Below are 21,682 nucleotides of genomic sequence, written 5' to 3'. Positions count from 1 at the left end.
TCTTTGTTCAACTTTTTAAAGCAAAACGCTTCTCTACGACATGGAACATCGCCGAGAAGCTGAGCGTGATGACTAAGTAAATGGCTGCAATGGTGAACCAGACTTCAAAGCTCATGTATGTGTCTGATATAACGTTGCGACCTATGGTGGTTAGCTCAACGACGGCAATGACGCTTACGACCGCCGAGTTCTTAATAAGGTGTATAAGTTCGCCAGTGAGTGGAGGAATAACGAAAGAGACACTCTGAGGCAGGATAATGTATCGATACGTTTGAAATGGAGACATACCGATAGACTTTGCGCCTTCCCATTGGCCTTTTGGCACTGCTTCAATGGCTGAGCGGAGAATTTCAGAGATAAGGACGCCGTGAAAAACAGCAAGGCATGCGATGCCAGCAGCTTCGCGTTCCAGTGAAAATACCGGGCCAAATACGTAATAAAAGAGGTATAGCAATACCAGAATGGGTGTATTTCTCACCAGCTCCAGAATGGTAATTGATAGCGCTCTGCCAACGATGAGGTGGGATAGCCTCAGTGCCACTAGAACAATGGCAAAGGCACAGGCAAAAAAGAAGGCAATAAAAGAGATTTTAAACGTGTTGAGCACGCCAATGGTGAACAAACCCAATTCGATAGTGCCGTTTTTTTCGGAGAAAAAGTACTGTGGAATGCGGTACCATTGCCAGTTGTACCCCATGGAAGAGGCACCAGCGACAACTAAATGCCCCAGACCAAACATCACAGCGAGATAGATCATCCATGATATAGCGTTGTTCGTAAGTAGGTTTTTCGACATGACTTCTGCCTTCGCTTTCAGTGCTGGATGATCTGGCTTAAAAATTGTTGGCATCGTTGGTCACGCGGTTGAGAGAAAAAGCTTTCCGCGTCGGCATATTCAATGATCTTCCCCTGATCCATAAACACCATGACATCAGCCACTGCTCGGGCAAATCCCATTTCGTGGGTCACGCAGATCATTGTCATTCCGCTGTTCGCCAACTCGACCATAACGTCGAGAACTTCCGATATCATTTCAGGATCCAGCGCTGAAGTTGGCTCGTCAAAGAGCATGATGTCCGGCTCCATACAGAGTGAGCGAGCGATCGCTACACGTTGTTGTTGCCCCCCGGAGAGTTGGCCAGGATAGCGGTTAGCTTTTTCAGGGATATGGACTCTTTCAAGGTATTGGTGCGCCAGAGTAATAGCCTCTGATTCGGCCATTCCTTTGACTTTCACTGGACCTATAGTGAGATTTTCCAAAACAGTAAGGTGGGGAAACAGGTTAAATTGTTGAAAGACCATCCCGACATTTTTCCGAATCGTATTGATATTTTTGGTGTCGTCATTCAGCAATGTGCCATTGACACTAATGGTTCCCTCGCTATGTTCCTCTAAGCGGTTAATACAGCGAATCAGCGTGGATTTGCCAGAACCCGATGGACCACAGATAACAACACGCTGGCTACTTCTTACCGATAGGTTGATGTCTTTGAGTGCGTGAAACTTACCGTAATGCTTGTTCATTGCCTGGATATCAACCAGCAACTCATCACTTCCATTCATGAGAACCTCTCTAAGTACAGCTTGGATTTAGGGGGCTTATTTCATCGATACTTCATTTAGTTTTAGACCAATCAGCTCATTATTTTGGCGTCTTACTAAGACAGTTGAGTATTCATCAGTACGGGAGAAGACAACCATGTAATCACCGACCAAATGCGAGTCTGCGTGAATCACCCAAGGTGGTGTGTAGACGCCAAACCCTAGTGGAATAGTGAATCCGGAGAGTTCTATCGTGTCATTCGCTTTTTGTTTGCCTAAAATCAACGCGCCTCTGGCTAGGTTGTTAAGTGGCATATGGAAGTGCGGTCGGTTGTGAACTTCAAGGTAGGCGCCCGCGCCCAAATTTGGGTTCATCAGGTAGTCATCTACATATTTTTGTCCGATCGACGTAATCGTGATGGGCATAGCGCTGTCCCCATCAAATGTGATTTGCTCTCCCACGCGAACCAACCTACAGCCGAAATAGGCCAAATTCTCTTGCGTGGCGGTATTTACAGGAACATCTAGGTATTCATATTCATCAGGGAGATAAAACCTGCCATACCCCCCCAGAATATTGGCGGCTTTCTCACCTTCTTCATGCAAAACAACCTGCTTCCATTGACCTGCAATAGTGCATTTTGACGGTTCTTTCACTGTGGTTGTTTTGATATTTTGCGTTAAATCTGTTGGTTCAAATCCACCGAGACCCAGCTGGTAACTGCGTGCTGGTTCGACAAAGCCAGTGATATTTTTTACACGCATGTAAGCGTCGTCATCGTTTCCTTTGCGATTAACCAGTAAGACTGGAATCTCATGTAGTAAGGGCTCCGGTAACTCTCTGAGGGATGCAAATACATCCAGAGTTAAATCAATCATTCCCACTCCCCAAAAAACCATATTGCAACAATCTGTTAACAATATTAACATTCGGTCGGTTCAATACCCTATCCTCAATATCTAATTCACTCATTAGGTTTAGCTAATACCCGATGAAACTTTTACCATCTCTACATACGTTGCAGGTCTTTGAGGCTGTGACAGAATATGACAGCTTTTCTAAGGCAGCTCAGTCACTTAATGTGAGCCAAGGCGCTATCAGCCAGCACATTCGATCATTGGAAGAAAGAGTGGGCTTTAAAGTCTTCTTTCGTGAGGGAAGAGGAGTCAAGTTAACGCCATCAGGTCGAAATCTACTCAATTCAGTGCAGTTGAACCTTGGTCAGATACAAAAAACCATTGAGGTGGAGCGAAGGAAACAGCATAAGAATGAACTAATAGTATCTATCTACCCAGGCTTTGGCGTGCGTTGGTTATTCCCTAGATTGGATGCCTTTCGTAAGCAGTATCCAGACATCATTACGACCTTCAATATCATTAACCCGAGAGAGAATATTGAGGCACACTATTCTGATTGTAAATTTGAATACAGCCAGTCAGAACAAAACAAACTCTTCACCGAATCCATTTTCCCCGTATGCTCGCCAGAGTTTGCGCGCAGGAATTCCCTTCGTACCGGAATGAAAACGTCTCAACAAATCAAGGAAATGCTGAAGCTCCCCGTTGTATTTGACCGGGGGCCGTCTCATCTTGATGCGAATTGGCAATTGTGGTCTGAGAAGTTGGGTGTGATACCACCCGTCGACTATAAGCATTTTGACTCTCACGCCAATTTAACGCTCCAGTTAGCTGAGCAAGGTCAGGGTATTGCTATGGGGCGCACATGTTTGGTGATTGATGCTTTAAAAGAGGGGAAGCTGATTCCGCTATATCCTCCCGTGGTCAAAAACCCTTTTACTTACAAACTGGTGCGGGTAATCGCTGACAGCGACAATCCTACCTATGTCTTATTCCACCAGTGGCTTCATGATATAAGTAAAGAAATCAGCGACTTTGAGGTTAACCTCAGTAAATTGGGGAAATGAGCCTCAAGTTAAACTTATAAAAAAGCCGACGCAGTGTGAACTGGCGTCGGCTTTTCTGTCAGAAGTCAGAGGGTTTATTCAGCTGCTGCTTCCGCGTCTTCTGCTTGTTTTGCCTGAATTGCAGTCAGTGCAACGGTGTAAACGATGTCGTCTACCAGTGCACCACGAGACAGGTCGTTAACAGGTTTGCGCATGCCTTGCAGCATTGGACCGATTGAAACCAGATCCGCTGAACGCTGTACTGCTTTGTAAGTGGTGTTACCGGTGTTCAGGTCTGGGAATACGAATACGGTCGCTTTACCTGCTACTGGAGAGTTTGGCGCTTTAGAAGCAGCGACGTTTTCCATGATAGCGGCGTCATACTGCAGAGGACCGTCGATCATCAGATCAGGACGTTTCTGCTGAGCAATCAGCGTTGCTTCACGTACTTTCTCAACGTCTGCACCCTGACCAGAAGTACCGGTAGAGTAAGAGATCATTGCTACGCGAGGCTCGATGCCGAATGCTGCTGCAGAATCTGCAGACTGGATAGCGATTTCAGCCAGTTGCTCTGCGTTTGGATCTGGGTTGATCGCACAGTCACCGTATACCAGAACCTGGTCAGGCAGCAGCATGAAGAACACAGAAGACACCAGAGACGCGCTTGGCGCAGTCTTGATGATTTGTAGCGGTGGACGGATGGTGTTTGCTGTGGTGTGAACCGCACCAGATACCAGACCGTGTACTTCGTTCGCTTCCAACATCATAGTGCCCAGCACTACGGTGTCTTCCAGTTGCTCACGCGCTACAACTTCGGTCATGCCTTTGTTCTTACGCAGCTCAACCAGACGCGCAACGTATTGCTCACGCACTGCTTCAGGGTCGATGATGGTGACGCCAGCACCCAGAACCACGCCCTGTTGGTCTGCCACACGCTTGATTTCTTCTGGGTTACCCAGCAGCACACATTCCGCAATCTTACGCTCAGCACAGATGGCTGCCGCTTTTACGGTACGTGGCTCGTCACCTTCTGGCAGAACGATACGTTTAGCCGCTTTACGAGCCAGCTCAGTCAACTGGTAACGGAATGCTGGTGGGCTCAGGCGACGTGCACGCGCAGCGCCTTCAGACAGAGACTCAATCCAGTTACCGTCAACGTGCGCTGCGACGTGGTTTTGAACGAACTCTACACGCTCTTTATCGTCAGCTGGAACTTCCAGGCTGAAGCTTTGCAGGTTCAAAGACGTCTGCCAGGTGTTACCCGCAGTGGTGAACACTGGTAGGCCAGCTTGGAATGCGCGCTCGCACAAACCGTTCAGCTGTTCTGGGATGCTGTAGCCGCCAGTCAGCAACAGGGCACCGATTTCCAGACCATTCATCGCTGCCAGACACGCTGCAACGATAACGTCAGGACGGTCAGCAGAAGTCACCAGCAAAGAACCTGCGCGGAAGTGTTCAACCATGTTAGGGATTGAGCGCGCACAGAAAGTGATGCTCTTGACACGACGGGTGTTGATCTCACCTTCGTTGATGACTTCAGCATTCAGGTGCTTCGCCAGATCGCTCGCACGTGTTGCAATCAGATCGATGCTCCAAGGCACACAACCCAGAACGCGGATTGGGCTGGAGTTGAAGATCTCCATCACTTCAACATTGCTGCCTTTCGCTGCATTGTTGTCGTCGAAGATGTCAGACAGATCTGGACGGGTGCGGCCTTGTTCATCCACAGGTGCGCCGTGTTTGTTGATCACAACGCCTGCGATGTTTGAATTCTTGCTACCACCGAAGTTAGACACTGCAACTTCAATGCGCTCTTTCAGTTGCGCAGGGTTGTCAGTGCCTGGAGTGGTGATAAACACGATTTCCGCATCCAGCGTTTTCGCGATTTCGTAGTTAACTTGATTCGCGAAAGGATGGTTACGGGTAGGTACCAGACCTTCAATCAACGCGACTTCTGCTTCAGCAGTTGCTTCTTTAAAGCGGGCGATGATTTCTTCCATCAGCACGTCAGTCTGATCGGTACGGATCAGCGCTTCAGCGTTTGCCATGGTCAGCGGCTCTGCCACTTTCATGTCGCTGTTTGCTTCAATGATGGTTGTCGTCAGGTCGGGCTGGTTGTCGCCATGGCGAGGCTGGGCGATAGGCTTGAAAAATGAGACGCGAAGGCCCTTTTGTTCCATCGCGCGCAGTACGCCCAGGCTAACGCTGGTCAGACCGACACCTGTGCCGATTGGAATGAGCATAATAGTACGGGACACGCTTGATTCCTCTTTACTATGTAGGGGGCAAAACCCACAGGCGCAGGTTTTATTAAAAATTCAGTTTGGCAGACAGTCAGATAACTTTGCCAAATTGAAACGGCTGACCACTTTGACCAGCCGCATGTTTGCATCAAATGGCGATTAGATCTCAGCCAGACGTGCAGTGTCTTGTGCGATGACCAGCTCTTCGTTGGTAGAGATAACCATTGCTGGAACACGGCTGTTATCAGTAGTGATAACGCCTTCGCCGCCGAAACGAGCTTTCAGGTTGCGCTCTTGGTCAACTTCAACACCCAGCAGAGCCAGGCGGTTCAGAACCAGCTCACGGATTGGGCCAGAGTTCTCACCGATACCGCCAGTGAACACGATCGCGTCCAGACGGCCGTCCAGACATGCAGTGTAGCTAGCTACATATTTCGCCAGACGGTGACAGAACACGTCCATTGCGCGAGTTGCTTCTTCTTTCGCGCCGTAATTATCTTCAACGAAGCGGCAGTCAGAAGTTACTTCGGTCAGACCCATCAGGCCAGACTCTTTGGTCAGCATGCTGTTGATTTGCTCAACGCTGTAACCCAGTGCATCATGCAGGTGGAAGATGATTGCTGGATCAAGGTCACCAGAACGGGTGCCCATTACCAGACCTTCCAGCGGAGTCATACCCATAGAAGTATCTACAGATTTACCGTTCTTGATTGCACATACAGATGCGCCGTTACCCAGGTGACAGTTGATGATGTTCAGTTCTTCAACTGGCTTATCAAGCTGTGCAGCTGCTTCTTGAGCGATGAAGTAGTGAGAAGTACCGTGCATGCCGTAACGACGGATACCATGCTCTTTGTAAAGCTTGTATGGCAGTGCGTACAGGAACGCTTCTTCAGGCATAGTTTGATGGAATGCTGTATCGAATACCGCGACGTTTTTCAGAGTAGGGAATGCTGCTTTCGCCGCTTCAATACCTACCAGGTGCGCAGGGTTGTGCAGAGGTGCGAAGCTCGCTGCGTCTTCGATACCTTTCAATACTGAATCACAGATCAGTGCAGACTTAGTGAACTGCTCGCCGCCGTGAACAACACGGTGACCGATTGCGCCCAGGTTTTCAGCCAGTTCTGGTTTAGAAGCCAGAATGGTTTCAACGATGAAGCTCAGTGCTTCTTTGTGTGCAGCACCTTCGCCCAATTGAGCTTCGTGTTTGCCGTCCAATTTCCACTTAATGCGTGCTTCTGGCAGGTGCAGACATTCTGCTAGACCTGACAGGTGCTCATCACCTGATTGTGCGTCGATGATTGCGAATTTCAGCGAAGAGCTGCCGCAGTTAAGAACAAGAACCAGCTTAGACATTTGAGACTACCTATTCGTGTAAAGTAGGGGGTGTTTACTAATCGGAGAAGGATAGTTGATTAACATCACACTAACCGTCCCAGAAAAACTTTTAGCAAAATTTGTCGCGGAATAGATACATCGCTCATCAGTCCTTTGATAGATACCCACTGAGTCGCGCTCATCCTGTATTGCGTCACATGACTGGCCAATCCGATTTTCTGTCACATCAGTGATTGATGTTCGAAGAGTTCACGTATTGGGCCTTATGACGCAACAAGATTTGAGCTTTAAGGTGTGACTGCTTCATTTTTTGAAACAGTTTTTTGCCACACCGGTCAACATATCCGGGTACGCAACGAAAAACGCCAGACAGATTGTCCTACAGGCCCACCATCTTTGGTGTTTTGTTGCGCTGCCGGTCATCCATTTGGCGTTTCAGTGGTTGCGAGATAATCAAATCCGAGCAACAATTGATTTAGGTCGGCTAAGTCTAGCGATACTTGCGCCAGATAACAAAAATTTTTGAGTCTTAATTGATTTTAATTAAAGCTTATCAACTTTATTTTAAAGCTTGCAGCAAGTTTTTAGCCGATGATACAGAGACATCGCTTAAGAGGTATGCGCCGTATGAGTAATAAATCAATGTGGAACGCATTCCGTGATGGTCAGAAGTACATGACGGAGTGGCCGGTTCGAAAAGAGCTGGCACCGATGTTCCCGGAAAACCGAGTGATCCGTGCAACCCAGTTTGCGATTAAAGTGATGCCTGCTGTGGCTGTCATCAGCGTGTTAATGCAGATGGCCTTCAATAACTACTCAGGTTTGCCGCAAGCCATGATCATGGCTTTGTTTGCACTTAGTTTACCGCTGCAGGGTATGTGGTGGCTGGGGAAACGCCGCGAAACACAACTGCCACCTGCGCTGGCGGGTTGGTATCGCGAATTGCATGAGAAGATTGTCAGCGAAGGTGGAGCCGTTCAGCCAATGAAAAGCCGCCCACGATACAAAGAGCTGGCCCAAACCCTGAATCGCGCATTTAAACAGCTTGATAAGGCATCGCTTGAACGCTGGTTCTGATTAACATTTCTAAATAAAAAACGCCCCGGCTCACGTCGGGGCGTTTTTTTTCGCTGCTATCCAACGGAAAAGTCTAGTCTCAATATTAAGAATGTTATTTTTTTGTTAATTCTTGCTTTGTTGAGAATTTGGGTATTGCCTAGGTGGGGAGATAGCGATGAGAATTTATCACTGGTTTAGGGTGTCCTTGCTTTTAGCTTTAATTCTATTCGTTACAGGGTGCACTTCGACGAGAGGATACAACTTTTTCGACAGTGTTTATCGGGCAGGAACCGACCCGATGACATGGGGAAATGCGCTACTTGCCGGCGTGATAGTCGCTACTGATAGTGATGAGCGTATCTCCAAAGCAGCCGTTGAAAACAATTACCTTTTTGGCAGTGTGAAAGAGGCGGGAGAAGCCAGTGATGACTGGAGGGCGAATACTCGAATGTCCATGCACCTTTCCACGTTGCTGGTCGCCAGTGATTACAGTGCTTCCGGTCCGCTAGAGTTTTTTGAACGTAAGGCGCTTAGGGCGCTAGGAAACAATCTTAACGCCGGATTTGTAGCGACTACCACTGGGGACATTCAACTTGCAACAAAAAAAGCCCGACCAAATGGAGGATGTTGTGGGTTTCCCTCGGCGCATACCTCAAGAGCCTTTGCAACAGCACTGATCGCAAGGAGAAACTACCAACAGTCAATCCTGCATCCTGGCATACACAACACATTAACCTTCGCCACTTACCTGTCTGCTTATGCGACCGGGTGGGCGAGGGTTGAATCACAGGCTCATTATCCTTCACAGGTTTTGTGGGGGGCGGTGTATGGGAACTTTGTGTCTAGCCTCATCTACGACATGACAAACAGTATCGAACCAAACTTATTCACTTTTTTCTATCTCTCCTCTGATGAGATGATGGTGACATTCAACTATCAGTTTTGAATGAGAATCGGCCTAGTTAATCATCAGTACAGATCGCTTAATACCTCTTGCTTAGGCGTCAACTTGCTGTGCTGTCCCGCTCTTTTTAACAGCAACAATAACTGATGATTTTGCCATTCTCCTATCGAGGAACTGTATCTGCTGGCCATGAGAGCAGTGACTTCTTGTTCAATCTCCTTATTGAGTGCTTCTGGCAGTAAAGAGCGATCCCAAAGCCTCAGTGCCGTTGCAACTTTCACGGCATCGTTTGAGATAACAGCAGTACGCATGGCTTCTAACCCGGAAGGTGTCGTGTTGCTTTCTTGCCTATCCACGCTGGAGGGAAGGGGACCTTTTTTTCGTAGTAAAAGTACCAGAGTAATGATCCAAAGGAAGGCAAATAAACCGGATAGCCAAGGCCAAAAGCCTGCTTTGGTGAATATTGTTGTCTCATTTAACGGGCCATATGGTTGTAACGCAGTTTCATCATTGCCAGAAGCCATTGTCGGTGTTAAGGCTGCTGTGTGCGTTCTTGCCAGACTTTACCGCGATAGACAAACCTTTCAGTTCACTGGTTTGAGGCTGTTCGGTCTGGGTATTGAACCAGTTTATGGAAAGTTCGGGTAGTTCAGTATCACCGACATCACGAGGAATGATCACCTGTTTTACCGTCATCACTGTGTATTCACCATCACGACTGTACTCAGTTTTATCTGTGTATACGCGTACATTTTGCGGGTAATTCAGCGAAAGATTCGGCATGGCACTTTGCTTGATATTCTTGATTTTTAATGTAATCTCACGGTTGATCGCTTCACCCACTTCTACCGAGAGTTGGCCATCAAGTGAGTCTGGCTGCCAACTTTGCGATAGCTTCAGTGATGGCGTCGGTAGCCAAAGACCCTGATAGTCAGTCGGTTTGTCCAACACCTCCAGTGTCATTGACTCAGCTTCACGTTCAATAGGGAGGCCGAGTGAAGAGCCCCATCCATTGCTTTTTACTTCTGTGCCGCTGAATACCGCGCCTTGGAGTTTGATACTTCCTGCTTTGGTTGGGGTGATTTGATATAAGCGGCTGATCACCAGATAGCGGCGACCATTAAGCACGGCTTCAGCCTGCACATCTTCACCAACTTGCTTCACGTCCAGTCCTTCTCCCTTTGGAGCTTGGAGTGTTGGGGAATCAAGTTGAATGCCAATCATCAAGCGAATGCGATAATTGAATGTTTCACCTATGTAGCCTTTGACGCGGTCGACAGTTGCTGTCAGTTTCACAGCATTCTTATCCTTTAAACTGTTTTTCTGACTGGCGTTGACGACTTGAATAGTGATGGGTTCAGTTTTCATTCCATCTATATCTAGGCTAGGTAGGGTGTAGGTACCCGTTTGTTTAGCGGCTACCGCCACTCGCCACTCTGTTTTCCGCGACATACTGCCGTTGATGACTGATGTGCTGTTACTGACACTGGGGCGACCGAAGATAAAATCCGCAGACAGAGGAGTGAGATCCAAGGTATCGCTGTCAACGCTGTCATCGACCGAAATAGTTAATTGAAACGCTTCACCTACGGGCACCACGTTTTGTGAGACGGTGGCGACCGCAGATGCCGCCACGGCAGCAGGGGCCACAATTACGAATAACAGGCTCAGCAGCTTAAAAGGAATGCGAGTGAATCGGAGAGTGAATGAACCGGTTGTCTTTATCATTGCTCGATTACCATGAGTTTTCTGTTGGTGCGGGATTGTCTTTTTGACGCGCTTGCAAAATAAGTTGTGCGCGGATCAGGGCGGCCGTGTCATCAGGAACTTGCTCCAGTTTCTTCAGCACAGGGTGACTGGCTTCCAACCCATTTGAGCTTCCCTCGTTGTCTACAGAGGTTGCACCAAGGGCATTGCCTTCTTTATCGTTGCTCCCCTCGGATGCATCCTGCCCTTCTTTCTCACTTTGTTCATTGACAACACGAGATTCAGTGCCCGCTGAGTCTCCACCCTTTTTATTGGTAGAGGTACTGGCCTGCGGAGATCCAGCCTCTTTTTCTGAGTTTTGGTCTGTTGACGCGTTGCTTTTCTGAGAGGGCACATTAGCGTCGCCCTGCTGACCCTGCTGACCCTGCTGACCCTGCTGACCCTGCTGACCCTGCTGACCCTGCTGACCCTGCTGACCCTGCTGACCCTGCTGACCCTGCTGACCCTGCTGACCCTGCTGACCCTGCTGACCCTGCTGACCCTGCTGACCCTGCTGACCCTGCTGACCCTGCTGAGTTTGAGCGGATTGTCCGTCTTGCGACTGGCTATCCTGAGCGTCAGAATGTCCTTGCTGTCCTTGCTGTCCTTGCTGTCCTTGCTGTCCTTGCTGTCCTTGCTGTCCTTGCTGGCTGTCCTTGCTGTCCTTGTTGGTCTTCACTGCCCTGTTGCTCTTGAGAAGATTGGTTGCCATCGTTTTGCTGTTGCTGTTGCTGTTGCTGTTGCTGTTGCTGTTGCTGTTGCTGTTGCTGTTGCTGTTGCTGTTGCTGTTGCAGCGCCTTGTCAACAATATCCAGATTATGTTTGGCGTCGGCATAGTCAGGATTGGACTTCAGCAGGGAACGGTAGGTTTCCGCTGCCTTTTCCAGTTCGCCCGCCTTGGCGTAGGCGTTGCCAAGGTTGTAGCGTGAGGTGGGATCGGTCAAAGCAGAGAGGGAATCAATGGCCCCGTTGTAATCCCCCGCACGGTATTGGGCAATACCCTTCCACGCCTGAGAATCAAAGGCGTCTGCTGCATTTTGGTAGTCTTCTGCCACAAACTGCTCATACCCTTGCTGGTCTTTGGTTTTGAACGCCGCTGCTTCAGCGCTATGCGGAACCGGTAACAGCATTAACATGGCAATCAACACAATACCGCGTCGAAAACTCAGCAGCGTCAAAGCGATGATCGGCAGCAATAGCCAGTAGCCATCGTTGATACGCTCTTCAATGGTTTTTTCTCCTTTTCCAGCTTTGCCTGACAAGGGTTTAGCAGTGAAGGCAACAAGATTATCCACGTCCTGGTTGGTCGGTTGCCAGCGTTGCAATAAGCCACCTGTGGCGCGAGTGAGATCGGAAAGAGGGGCCAACTCCATTTTTGCAATCACAGTGCGTCCATTTTGCTCAATCAAGGCGCCATCTGGCAGTGGAATGGGAGCACCTTCCTGGGTGCCTATCGCCAGCACAGAAACGCGATACTGGCTATCCGCCAACACCTTGAGGGATTGCGCTGCCTCTTTGTTACTCAAGCCATCCGTCAACAAAACAATGTCGCCTTCAGCGATGGCGGCTTGACGCAACAAATCGACCGCCTGCTGAATTCCAGCGGTTGCATTACTGCCGGGGAAGGGCATGATTGCAGGAGACAGATTCGGGATCAGGTTTTTCAGCGTGGCAGCATCCTCTGTCAGCGGACTGACGATGTAACCGTCACCAGCATAAGTAACCAAGCCTGTGCTGCCTTCTTTCCAGCCTGGCAGCATATCGAGGGCCTTAAAACGCGCCTGGGCCAAGCGGCTTGGTGCAATATCAGTGGCATACATAGAGCGCGACATGTCCATCACTAATACCCGTGCACCGGCAAGGTTCACCGCTGGCAATTCCGTTTTTTGCCAGCTTGGACCTGCCAATGAAACGATGGTCAAAAGCCACCCCAATGCCAGCAGAAATAAAGGCCAGCGTTTGGCTCGTTGTCGGCCAGCGGTTGGCTGAGTGGAAAGAAGACTGGCCAGATGCGGGGCGATCAGTCCTGACGCGTGTGCCTTTCCTTTCAACCAAGGCAGTAAAAGCACCAGTGGCAGTGCTGCTAGCAACCACTGGGGATGCATAAAGGTAAACTCAGCCATGACGTTTCCTCATCACTGCCACCACGGCAGAAAACAACAGCGCCAAGGCTAAGGGGTAGCGAAACAGCTCATCTGTTGGGCGCCACGTTTGCTCAACCGCAGAAATAGGCTCTAACTGATCGATGATTTGATAGATTTTCTCCAGCTCCTCAGGGTTGCGTGCACGAAAATACTCGCCGCCGGTCATCTTGGCGATTTGGGTCAGGGTGCGCTCGTCCAGCTCCTGAGAAGGGTTGATGATACGAGAGCCAAACAGGCTACGCTGACGGATCTGGTCTGCGCCGACACCAATGGTGTAGATGGTGACGTCATACTCTTTGGCGAGTTTTGCCGCTTCAATTGGGTCTATCACCCCAGCAGTATTTGCGCCATCACTGAGCAATATAATCACCCGTTGCGGCGCTTTGCTGTCGATAAAGGTTTTAGTGGCAACCCCCAGACCTTCGCCAATGGCGGTCTGTTTCCCAACCAGGCCGAGTACAGCGCGGCTCAGTTGTTGCGCCACTGTGTTTCTGTCTAGAGTTAATGGGGTCTGCAAGTAGCCATGATCAGCAAACAGCACCAAGCCAAGCCTGTCTCCTTCCCGCTTACTGATGAAGTCTGACAGCACATGCTTTACCGCGGAGAGTCTGTTGGTGGCACTGCCATCGGGAAGCAACATGTCTTCCATTTCCATTGAGCCGGATAAGTCCACTGCCAGCATCATGTCTCTGTGCTCAGGCTGAATCTGTACGGGGTTGCCATACCAGACAGGACGAGAGGCGGCGACTATCAAACACAGCCAAAGCAGAGACATTAAAATAAAGCGTAACCGACTGCCTGCCTGCTGACTCCCAAGGCCTGCTGGTAATTGAGGGAGATGAATCGCCGCAGGGCGTGGAACCGGACGTGTAAAGCGGTATACCAGCCAAGGCAGTGGCAAGAGCAATACCGACCACCACCACAGAAATTCAAACATATTGAGCCTCCTGTGCTGAGGCATGACGGGGTGGCAGAGCGTGTTTCAGCCACCGCTCTGCCAGTTGCTGACATTTGGCAAATTCTTCATCGCTGATCGGTTGGGGGGAGAAGAGCCCTTTCTGCCAGAGTGTATGCGTGGCTACAAAGCCTTGATGCCTCACGGGAAGTTGTTGGTCCAAAAATGCCATCCAACGCTCGCTGGTGAGGGCGGCGACATCGTCACGCGGGTAGTAGGTGAGCGCGGCCCGTTTCAACAAGATATTAATTTCTGAGAGTGAATGTATGCCGCGCAGTGCCTTGAGTGCTTCTTGTTGTGCGGCCCGTCGCTGTTGGCGCTTTTGCTGCCAAAGGAAGAAGGCAACGAGAAAAACGAGCGCTGCCGCAATCAGCAACCACCACCCCCAGGCCAGTGGCCATATACCGGGTGTTTGTTGAAGATGAATGTCTGCCAGTGGCAGCGTAGAGGGAGACACACTGTTTGCCATGGTTAATGCATTACCTTCATAGAGGTGGCTCCAAGTTGTTGCAGCAAGGGTTGCGCTGCATTAAGGCTATAAAGCGGAATGGCCAGAGAACGCGCCATGTCAGCAATAAATTGTTGTTGGTGTTGAAACTGACGTGCCAGTCCGTCCCTTGTTTTTCGGGATGAAAAATCCAGCCAGGCCGTTGCAGTATGGTCAGCTACCAATTCCTGCCCTTTGAACTCGGTCTGCCCTTGTTCTAATGGGTCATGCACACGCACAAACTGAATACGGTTGTGCTGGCGAAGCTGACTCAGGCGACGCTTGTCATGGGCGCTGAGAGCGTAAAAATCACTGATGATAACAATCTCACTGCCTTTGGGGCATAGGTGATGCAAATGGCGAAGTGCGGCTTGCCAAGCCTGATTGCTGTTACCGGCGGTGTTGGTTTGAAGCATCTCTGCGTGGGCCTCCATCAGCACATGTATCAGCCTAAGTGGCCCTTGCTGGCGGGCGGTTGGTTTACACTCACGAAGCGTTATTCCGTTGTAAATCACCGCGCCAATGCGGTCCTTTTGACTCATGGCCAGCCAGGAAAGCAGACTGGCAAAATGCGCGGCCTGTACCGATTTCAGCATCAACTGAGAACCAAACTTCATGCTGGCGCTGAGATCAATCATCAACATCACAGGCTGTTCGCGCTCTTCCGTAAACAGCTTGGTATGGGCTTTTCCGGTGCGTGCTGTCACCCTCCAATCAATCGTACGGATATCATCACCGGGCTGGTAGGGACGCACCTCGGAAAAGTTCATTCCACGTCCTTTGTTGCGACTAGTGTGCTGACCACTCAGCTGCGACCAAACGCTGAGCGCGGGCGGCAACCAGCGCACTGCTTGTTGGCGGTAGTGCAGCAGTTCTGGCATCAAAACATTGACACCGTCGCTGTGGGGCGGCAGCAGGGAATGGGGAGTCGCTACTCTCATACGCTGGCAACGTGTTCAATCAGGTGGGAAACCACAGTGTCAGCAGCAATGCCTTCTGCTTGCGCTTCGTAGCTTAACAACAAGCGGTGGCGCAGCACTGGGTAGGCCATGGCTTGAACGTCTTCCGGTGTCACAAAATCACGACCGTCCAGCCAGGCGTTGGCACGGGCGCAGCGGTCCAGCGCCAGTGTCGCGCGGGGACTGACACCCATTTGTAACCAAGCGGCCAGTTTGTCACTGTACCGTTGTGGCTCGCGGGTCGCGATGATGAGGCGGATGATGTACTTCTCGACATCTTCTGCCATGTGAATGCTGAGCACTTCTTTGCGTGCGTCGAAAATACTCTCCTGCTTGAGGTGCACGGGCTCTTGTTTTTCCAGACCCTGAGCTTCACCGCGGTTTAGACGCAAAATCGCCATCTCGCTGCTTTCGCTCGGGTATTCGACATTGAGCTGCAGTAAAAAACGGTCGAGCTGGGCTTCAGGCAGCGGGTAAGTCCCTTCCTGCTCGATGGGGTTTTGGGTCGCCATGACCAGAAAAAGTGGGGGTAGCGGGTAAGTTTTTCGACCCGCAGTGATTTGCTTTTCTGCCATGGCTTCCAACATGGCAGCCTGAACTTTCGCGGGGGCTCGGTTGATTTCGTCTGCGAGCAAGAGGCTGTTAAAGATTGGTCCTGGCTGAAAGGTAAATTCACCGGTTTCAGGACGGAAAATATCTGTGCCCGTTAGATCAGCTGGCAGCAAATCTGGCGTAAACTGAATGCGATGATAATCTCCCTCAATACAATCAGATAGCATTTTAACTGCCCGGGTTTTGGCTAGCCCCGGTGGCCCTTCTACCAGAATGTGGCCGTCAGCCAGAAGGGCAATAAGAAGTTGTTTAACCAGTTCGGGTTGGCCGATAACCTGGCTTTGTAGGTAAGTGTTAAGACGTTGAAAAGTGTCTGCGAACATAGTGGTGAAAGCCCCTGAACCTGACAAAGAAAGTGTTTAATAACCTGAGACCAAAAATAGCCTCTAGGGTTCACACGCTTTTAATTAGTCTTCTTATCTCTTTTTTTCAAGGGGCAATGCATTGCTTTATGGGCAAGTTAGTGATGTTCCGGTGGAATGTCGCATTGAAGAGAGAGCCTGGCTCATTTCTTCTTCAGAAAGCCATTGTTTGGGAAGTGGATTGACTACCAAACGAAAGTCTTTGATGGTATCAGCAAGCGGCGCATCCTCGGTTTGTGGAGAAATGATAGCGATATTGAGCGCAGGGTTGCGCTTCGCAATCCGGCTGGCGATACCAAGTCCATCTTCGACATGAAAAGCTCCGGCAATGTGTATCACTTTATCACCGGGGTTATCAGCTAAATAGTTCACGATGCTCTCAGCCATGGTGTCGTCCCACGCCAGTTGCGCCAAATACTGATTCGCGGTTTTCTCTTCATCACCATGAAACATGGCGGCGAAGAATTTCGCTTTGTAAGGTGATTCCCCGTCAGTAAGTGTTTCTGCCACCAAACCACGTTTATCTTGCGGCAGTCGGTCGAGATACGCTTTCCCTTCTCTACCAATACAACGGACGATTTCAATCGGTGCGTTGGATGCGATCACGGGTAATGATTGGGCTTTGGCATACTCTACCAATGGGCGATAGCTACCTTCATAGTTCGACCACTTACTGGTTTTGCTTAGCAAGCTGTTTTCGCCAAAGTCTCCTGCAAGGTAACTGTTAATAATGGCCTGATCGGCTCGGGTAAACTGCTCCATAGAGAGGACGGTGGCGGGGTGGCGGGAAGCCAGTGTGGCGAGAAGCTGCGTTTGGAATAGATGCACGCCAGGATGGGTGTGCCACTCGCCGACCAGAACGACATCGGCATTTGCCACGGCATTGGCAAGTTCGTTTAATGAATAGGGAGCGCCACCTGATGACTCTATATGGTAGTCGTAGAGGGTGCCTGCGGGCGGCGGTAATTCTTTTGTAGAAAGAGAATGGGTGCATCCCATCAGGAACAGAATGAGCAATGCAGCTGAAATGGAGCGTATCGGCATGGGAAGTCCTGAGAGGTAAATCCTTAGATACGCTCCATTATGGTGTAACGGCTCAGTTATGCAATTTTGCGATACACCCGAAGCGTGAAATCTGCTTCGCATTCAAACTGTTCTGCATCTTTCAGGGTTTGCCACAGACTTTCCGGTGCATGCCATGCGAAGGGCGTCATCTGCAATAAAGTCGTGGCGTCTGTGCTGTTCAGCTTCATTGGGTAAGCGACGGTTTGCTCGGTTTCCAGTTCAAAGCCAGGTAGGTCTTCCACTGGCACGTCATGTAAGCGCACCTCGTCGTAAATGCCCGCTTTCATTTGATACAGATGGCGTGGACCCGGTGTGACTGTTACCACCACGCCGTTGTCTTTCACTGCACGCGCAAGCTCTTCGTCATTGCATGGCGCGTAGATACGCACCACAGCATCCAGTTGGTTATCGGCGAATGGCAAACGCTGGCTGGAGGCCACGAGGAAATCCACATTTGGGTAACGTTTGGCACCATAGCGAACCATCACTTTGGAAATGTCGAGACCAAACACCTTGGTGCCCGCCAGCTGTTCCGCAAAGTAGCTGGTGTAATAGCCTTCTCCACAACCGATATCCAAAAGCTCCGCACTGTCTTTTCCAGCAAGCAGTGAGGTGAGTAATTCACTGACTGCATCTCGCATTGTCTGGTAATGACCACCATCCAGAAACTGACGGCGTGCCTGCATCATCTCTTTGTTGTCACCCGGATCTTTTGAACGCTTATGCTGCACAGGGAGCAGGTTTACATAGCCTTCTTTCGCCAGATCGAACTGGTGATTGTTGGCGCATTTGTACGTGCGGTCAGAAAGGTTCAGCGGCTCTTGGCACAGCGGACAAAGATAAGATGGCATAGCGAAATTTCGGCAAGGATGAATGAGCGGCAAGGATACGGTGTGGGGGCGGGTGGTTCAAGGGGTGTACATGATTATAGAGATGAAAAACATTACATATGCCAGACCTTTCTAGTCTGGCATAAATCGGTACTTGTACTGCTTCTGCTCTTCACGTCAAAGTAAGCACTAGAAATCCCATAGATATGATTACGAGCGATAAAGCTTCGCTTTACGATTCGCCGCCCACACATACAACAGGTCAGTCGCGATCGTCGCTGCCGCCAGAGAGGTAAGGTCTGCGTGGTCGTAGGCTGGTGCCACTTCTACCACATCCATACCAATCAGGTTGATGCCTTGCAGTGAACGAATCACTTTCAGGATCTTGTCAGTGCTCAGACCGCCGCAAACCGGAGTGCCTGTACCCGGCGCGTAAGCTGGATCCAGACAGTCGATGTCGAAGGTCAGGTAAACCGGACGGTCGCCAACACGGTTTTTAATCGCCTCAACGATTTGTTCCACAGACCAATCGTTCGCTGTCGCTGCATCTATTACCTGGAAGCCCAGCTCGTCGCTATGCTCAGTACGGATGCCAATCTGGATAGACGCATGTGGGTCAATCAGACCTTCTTTTGGTGCGGTGTAGAACATGGTGCCATGGTCGAACTCGCTGCCTTGATCGTAGGTGTCAGTGTGGGCATCAAAGTGAACCAGTGCCATTTCACCGAACTGCTTTGCGTGGGCGCGTAGCAGTGGCAGGGTCACGAAGTGGTCACCGCCGAACGTCAGCAGCGTTTTTCCTTCTGCCAGCAGGCTGGTGGCGTGTGCTTCCAGACGCTCACTCATGTTGCGTGCATCGCCACAATCAAACACCAAATCACCGCAGTCAGCGATGTTGATTTCTTTGGTCAGGGAGAAATCCCAAGGCCATTTTTTGCTTTCCCACGCCAGATTGGTGGATGCCTGACGAATCGCGCCTGGGCCCATGCGTGCGCCAGAGCGGCCTGTGGTTGCCATATCAAAAGGAACACCTGTGATCACCACGTCAGCGTCGCAACCTTGTGGGTTAAACACCAGTGGTTGGCGCAGGAAACCGAACGCGTTGGCGTACAGGGAGTAGTCTGGGTAGTTGGCCAATGTTGCCATTGATAATTCCTTGAAAAAGAGGCTGTCCGCAATGCAGGCAGCCGAAATCATTAACGGTTGTGGTGAATGTCTTCGAGGTAGGTGTAACCTTTCAGACCTTCAGAAAGCTCAGACAGAATTGCGTCTTGCTCCTGCTCTGGCAGGGCTTTCACCATTTCTTCGTACTGGCTCAGGAACTCGTCCGCTTCCAGGTGCACGTAACGCAGCACATCACCCACAGTGTCGCCGTGGTGGATAGATTCTATCTCGTAGCCGCCATCTTTATTGCAGCGAACGACGGCAGAATCGGTATCACCGAACAGGTTGTGCATGTCGCCCAGAATTTCCTGATACGCACCCACAAGGAAGAAACCGATGCGGTATGGCGATTCATCGCTCCACGTTGGTACAGCGAGTGTGCTTTCAATGCCTTGGCCTTCGACGTATTGCTCAACCGCACCGTCAGAGTCACAGGTTATATCCAGCAGCACAGCACGGCTTTGCGGCTCTTTATCCAGGTTTGACAGCGGCAGGATAGGGAACACCTGCTCAATACCCCAAGCGTCAGGCAGTGACTGGAATAGAGAGAAGTTCACGAAGAACTTGTCTGCCAAACGGCTGTTCAGCTCATCCAATACCGGGCGATGTGCGCGGTTTTTCTGGGACATCTTGCAAGACAGCTCGTAACAAATGCGCAGGCTGATTTGTTCTGCCCAAGCGCGTTCGGCAAAGTTCACCAGACCCATGGCGAATTGCATGTGTACTTCAGCCAGATCGTTCTGGTTATCGTGGTAAATCTCCACCAGTGAACGCTGGTCAGTTGACTGGCTCAGGTCTTTAAATGAACGCCACATGTTATGAAGGATCTGTGATGCATCTTCTGCTGGTGCAAACACTTCCTCACGCTGGTAGCTTTCAACGCCCATCACGTCAGTGATAAGCACAGCGTGATGCGCAGTCAGGTTACGGCCAGACTCAGAGATAATGCGCGGCATCTTGATGTCGAATGCCTTACACACATCACCGATGGTGTAGACGACATTGTTGGCGTACTCGCGCTGGCTGTAGTTCATGGAACAGCTGCTTTGGCTTCGTGTGCCCTCGTAGTCGATTGCCAGACCGCCACCTACGTCAACAGTCGTGATGCCTGCACCCATTTGGGTCAGCTCTGCAAATACACGCGCCGCTTCGTTTACACCTGAGCGTACGTCGCGGATATTGGCGATTTGCGAACCCAGATGGAAGTGCAGCAGTTGCAGTGAATCCAGCATGTCGTTTTCACGCAGGCGATCCATTACCGTCATACACTGAGAAGCTGACAGACCGAATTTCGACTTCTCGCCGCCACTTGCCTGCCACTTACCTTTGCCCTGAGACGCCAGACGCGCGCGCAGACCCAAGCGCGGTTTCACGCCCAATGCTTTCGCTTCTGCCAGCACAGTATCCAGCTCAGAAAGCTTCTCCAGCACGATGTAGACTTCGTGGCCCAGCTTTTCGCCAATCAGTGCCAGACGGATGTATTCGCGGTCTTTGTAGCCGTTACACACGATCACTGAGCTTGCCTGACGTGCCATGGCCAGCACAGCCATCAGCTCAGGCTTACTGCCCGCTTCCAGACCCAGTTGACGTTCCTGACTGGCGTATTGGCTTTTCAGAATTTCGCCAACCACTTCTTTTTGCTGGTTCACTTTAATTGGGTAGACCAGCAGGTATTCGCCTTCATAGCCGTAGTCAGCAATGGCATCGTTGAAGTGGGTGCATAGGCTGTCTACGCGGTGGTGCAAGATCTCCGGAAAACGCACCAGCACAGGCAGGGAAGCGCCTTTGGTAATCAGTTCATCAGCCAGCGTTGAAAGCGCGATGTTGTTGCCCGGTTGTTGGGTATCCGGACGGGCAATCACCTCGCCTTGTGAATTAATATCGAAGTAACCCTGACCCCAGTAAGGCGTGTTATAGACATCGCGGGCGTCATTGGTAGACCAATCACTCATATTTGTTCCTCAGTGGTGATTGGGTACAGGAAACGCCGATGACGGCAGATAATAGGTGGCCGTCAACGGTGCTGTGTACCGGATAAAAATAATGGGTAACGCTGGCAGACCTTACTCAGGCATCTGAAGCGACAGTTCGAAAAGTACGGTTTCCGCGCTGCGTGTTCGCTTTAACGATACCCGTTTCCTGCGTACATGGGTCGACAGGTTCTGGGGTTTGTTTTGCGGGTGGATGTTAGCTGCGGTGTCGCAAAGAGTACCCAGGCTTTCTGCCTGAACAGCGTGGTTTGCGAAAGATTTCATTGCCATTCCTAAAAAGGCCGCGCTTACTGTTGCACGGTATGACAGAGAAAGCGGCTGGTCAGCGCGGAAACTGCAACTTGAGGTTGTTCCAGCGCATTGCAAATCAGAGGTTG

Annotated in this window: 19 protein-coding genes and 1 pseudogene; 3 read left to right on the top strand and 17 right to left on the bottom strand. The window is 50.4% G+C overall.

Annotation, left to right across the window (positions count from 1 at the left end):
* Positions 1 to 7: 7 nt before the first annotated feature.
* The 3 genes from VP504_RS06745 to VP504_RS06735 are packed head-to-tail and all read right to left on the bottom strand — an operon-like array spanning position 8 to position 2,421.
* On the bottom strand, positions 8 to 850 hold the full coding sequence (locus VP504_RS06745; RefSeq protein WP_325893536.1) for an amino acid ABC transporter permease: 843 nt from the start codon (positions 848 to 850) through the stop codon (positions 8 to 10).
* Positions 814 to 1,563 (bottom strand): amino acid ABC transporter ATP-binding protein, encoded by a 750-nt coding sequence (locus VP504_RS06740; protein WP_325893535.1) that lies wholly within the window; start codon positions 1,561 to 1,563, stop codon positions 814 to 816. The genes VP504_RS06745 and VP504_RS06740 overlap by 37 nt, the downstream gene beginning before the upstream one ends.
* 36 nt (positions 1,564 to 1,599) lie before the next feature.
* Positions 1,600 to 2,421, bottom strand: a complete 822-nt coding sequence (locus VP504_RS06735) for a hypothetical protein (protein ID WP_325893534.1) — start codon at positions 2,419 to 2,421, stop codon at positions 1,600 to 1,602.
* 113 nt (positions 2,422 to 2,534) lie between these two features.
* On the opposite strand from VP504_RS06735, the gene VP504_RS06730 reads away from it, so the two are divergent.
* A complete protein-coding gene (locus VP504_RS06730) occupies positions 2,535 to 3,467 on the top strand; it encodes a LysR family transcriptional regulator (RefSeq protein ID WP_325893533.1) in 933 nt (310 codons plus the stop codon).
* A 74-nt stretch (positions 3,468 to 3,541) separates the two neighbouring features.
* Here VP504_RS06730 and pta read toward each other — a convergent pair whose 3' ends face one another.
* Both pta and VP504_RS06720 read right to left on the bottom strand, forming a co-directional pair.
* Complete coding sequence (gene pta / locus VP504_RS06725) at positions 3,542 to 5,689, bottom strand: phosphate acetyltransferase (protein WP_325893994.1); 2,148 nt, start codon at positions 5,687 to 5,689, stop codon at positions 3,542 to 3,544.
* A gap of 159 nt (positions 5,690 to 5,848) precedes the next feature.
* On the bottom strand, positions 5,849 to 7,045 hold the full coding sequence (locus tag VP504_RS06720; RefSeq protein ID WP_325893532.1) for an acetate kinase: 1,197 nt from the start codon (positions 7,043 to 7,045) through the stop codon (positions 5,849 to 5,851).
* 609 nt (positions 7,046 to 7,654) lie between these two features.
* On the opposite strand from VP504_RS06720, the gene yfbV reads away from it, so the two are divergent.
* A complete protein-coding gene (yfbV, locus tag VP504_RS06715) occupies positions 7,655 to 8,104 on the top strand; it encodes a terminus macrodomain insulation protein YfbV (protein WP_062712052.1) in 450 nt (149 codons plus the stop codon).
* A gap of 280 nt (positions 8,105 to 8,384) precedes the next feature.
* On the top strand, positions 8,385 to 9,032 hold the full coding sequence (locus VP504_RS06710) for a phosphatase PAP2 family protein (RefSeq protein WP_325893531.1): 648 nt from the start codon (positions 8,385 to 8,387) through the stop codon (positions 9,030 to 9,032).
* Between the two features lie 23 nt (positions 9,033 to 9,055).
* On the opposite strand, the gene VP504_RS06705 is transcribed toward VP504_RS06710, so the two are convergent.
* The 12 genes and pseudogenes from VP504_RS06705 to VP504_RS06645 form a co-directional block, all read right to left on the bottom strand.
* Positions 9,056 to 9,514, bottom strand: coding sequence for a hypothetical protein (locus VP504_RS06705; protein WP_325893530.1), 459 nt, complete (start codon positions 9,512 to 9,514; stop codon positions 9,056 to 9,058).
* Positions 9,498 to 10,718 carry a BatD family protein gene (locus VP504_RS06700; RefSeq protein ID WP_325893529.1) on the bottom strand — a complete coding sequence of 407 codons (1,221 nt, stop codon included), beginning with the start codon at positions 10,716 to 10,718 and terminating at the stop codon, positions 9,498 to 9,500. Before VP504_RS06700 ends, VP504_RS06705 begins: the two co-directional genes overlap by 17 nt.
* A gap of 7 nt (positions 10,719 to 10,725) precedes the next feature.
* Positions 10,726 to 12,859: pseudogene (locus VP504_RS06690) on the bottom strand (vWA domain-containing protein).
* Positions 12,852 to 13,817: a vWA domain-containing protein gene (locus VP504_RS06685; protein ID WP_325893525.1), complete on the bottom strand. Its 966-nt coding sequence runs from the start codon at positions 13,815 to 13,817 to the stop codon at positions 12,852 to 12,854. The pseudogene VP504_RS06690 and the gene VP504_RS06685 overlap by 8 nt, the downstream one beginning before the upstream one ends.
* A complete protein-coding gene (locus VP504_RS06680; protein ID WP_325893524.1) occupies positions 13,810 to 14,304 on the bottom strand; it encodes a DUF4381 domain-containing protein in 495 nt (164 codons plus the stop codon). The genes VP504_RS06685 and VP504_RS06680 overlap by 8 nt, the downstream gene beginning before the upstream one ends.
* Positions 14,305 to 14,306: 2 nt before the next feature.
* Positions 14,307 to 15,263 (bottom strand): DUF58 domain-containing protein, encoded by a 957-nt coding sequence (locus tag VP504_RS06675; RefSeq protein ID WP_325893523.1) that lies wholly within the window; start codon positions 15,261 to 15,263, stop codon positions 14,307 to 14,309.
* A complete protein-coding gene (locus tag VP504_RS06670; protein WP_325893522.1) occupies positions 15,260 to 16,216 on the bottom strand; it encodes an AAA family ATPase in 957 nt (318 codons plus the stop codon). The genes VP504_RS06675 and VP504_RS06670 overlap by 4 nt, the downstream gene beginning before the upstream one ends.
* Before the next feature lie 126 nt (positions 16,217 to 16,342).
* Complete coding sequence (locus tag VP504_RS06665; protein ID WP_325893521.1) at positions 16,343 to 17,299, bottom strand: ChaN family lipoprotein; 957 nt, start codon at positions 17,297 to 17,299, stop codon at positions 16,343 to 16,345.
* A gap of 56 nt (positions 17,300 to 17,355) precedes the next feature.
* Positions 17,356 to 18,171, bottom strand: coding sequence for a 23S rRNA (guanine(745)-N(1))-methyltransferase (gene rlmA, locus VP504_RS06660; RefSeq protein WP_325893519.1), 816 nt, complete (start codon positions 18,169 to 18,171; stop codon positions 17,356 to 17,358).
* Between the two features lie 189 nt (positions 18,172 to 18,360).
* Positions 18,361 to 19,296, bottom strand: a complete 936-nt coding sequence (gene speB, locus VP504_RS06655; RefSeq protein ID WP_325893518.1) for an agmatinase — start codon at positions 19,294 to 19,296, stop codon at positions 18,361 to 18,363.
* Between the two features lie 50 nt (positions 19,297 to 19,346).
* Positions 19,347 to 21,266, bottom strand: coding sequence for a biosynthetic arginine decarboxylase (speA, locus tag VP504_RS06650; RefSeq protein WP_325893517.1), 1,920 nt, complete (start codon positions 21,264 to 21,266; stop codon positions 19,347 to 19,349).
* Positions 21,267 to 21,377: 111 nt separating this feature from the next.
* Positions 21,378 to 21,569, bottom strand: coding sequence for a hypothetical protein (locus tag VP504_RS06645; RefSeq protein ID WP_325893516.1), 192 nt, complete (start codon positions 21,567 to 21,569; stop codon positions 21,378 to 21,380).
* Positions 21,570 to 21,682 lie beyond the last annotated feature (113 nt).

It is taken from the genome of Grimontia sp. NTOU-MAR1, assembly GCF_035758505.1.
Classification (GTDB): Bacteria; Pseudomonadota; Gammaproteobacteria; order Enterobacterales; family Vibrionaceae; genus Enterovibrio; species Enterovibrio marinus.
The sequence above is the reverse complement of the archived record's forward strand: the minus strand, read 5'-3'. Positions and strand labels throughout refer to the sequence as shown.

Bases quoted from the DNA above. Each gene is read 5' to 3' on its own strand.
- VP504_RS06665 (WP_325893521.1), bottom strand. From the start codon at position 17,299: ATGCCGATACGCTCCATTTCAGCTGCATTGCTCATTCTGTTCCTGATG.
- pta (WP_325893994.1), bottom strand. From the start codon at position 5,689: ATGCTCATTCCAATCGGCACAGGTGTCGGTCTGACCAGCGTTAGCCTG.
- speB (WP_325893518.1), bottom strand. From the start codon at position 19,296: ATGGCAACATTGGCCAACTACCCAGACTACTCCCTGTACGCCAACGCG.
- yfbV (WP_062712052.1), top strand. From the start codon at position 7,655: ATGAGTAATAAATCAATGTGGAACGCATTCCGTGATGGTCAGAAGTAC.
- VP504_RS06735 (WP_325893534.1), bottom strand. From the start codon at position 2,421: ATGATTGATTTAACTCTGGATGTATTTGCATCCCTCAGAGAGTTACCG.
- VP504_RS06705 (WP_325893530.1), bottom strand. From the start codon at position 9,514: ATGGCTTCTGGCAATGATGAAACTGCGTTACAACCATATGGCCCGTTA.
- VP504_RS06730 (WP_325893533.1), top strand. From the start codon at position 2,535: ATGAAACTTTTACCATCTCTACATACGTTGCAGGTCTTTGAGGCTGTG.
- VP504_RS06685 (WP_325893525.1), bottom strand. From the start codon at position 13,817: ATGTTTGAATTTCTGTGGTGGTGGTCGGTATTGCTCTTGCCACTGCCT.
- VP504_RS06710 (WP_325893531.1), top strand. From the start codon at position 8,385: ATGACATGGGGAAATGCGCTACTTGCCGGCGTGATAGTCGCTACTGAT.
- VP504_RS06670 (WP_325893522.1), bottom strand. From the start codon at position 16,216: ATGTTCGCAGACACTTTTCAACGTCTTAACACTTACCTACAAAGCCAG.
- VP504_RS06680 (WP_325893524.1), bottom strand. From the start codon at position 14,304: ATGGCAAACAGTGTGTCTCCCTCTACGCTGCCACTGGCAGACATTCAT.
- VP504_RS06645 (WP_325893516.1), bottom strand. From the start codon at position 21,569: ATGAAATCTTTCGCAAACCACGCTGTTCAGGCAGAAAGCCTGGGTACT.
- rlmA (WP_325893519.1), bottom strand. From the start codon at position 18,171: ATGCCATCTTATCTTTGTCCGCTGTGCCAAGAGCCGCTGAACCTTTCT.
- speA (WP_325893517.1), bottom strand. From the start codon at position 21,266: ATGAGTGATTGGTCTACCAATGACGCCCGCGATGTCTATAACACGCCT.
- VP504_RS06745 (WP_325893536.1), bottom strand. From the start codon at position 850: ATGCCAACAATTTTTAAGCCAGATCATCCAGCACTGAAAGCGAAGGCA.
- VP504_RS06720 (WP_325893532.1), bottom strand. From the start codon at position 7,045: ATGTCTAAGCTGGTTCTTGTTCTTAACTGCGGCAGCTCTTCGCTGAAA.
- VP504_RS06675 (WP_325893523.1), bottom strand. From the start codon at position 15,263: ATGAGAGTAGCGACTCCCCATTCCCTGCTGCCGCCCCACAGCGACGGT.
- VP504_RS06700 (WP_325893529.1), bottom strand. From the start codon at position 10,718: ATGATAAAGACAACCGGTTCATTCACTCTCCGATTCACTCGCATTCCT.
- VP504_RS06740 (WP_325893535.1), bottom strand. From the start codon at position 1,563: ATGAATGGAAGTGATGAGTTGCTGGTTGATATCCAGGCAATGAACAAG.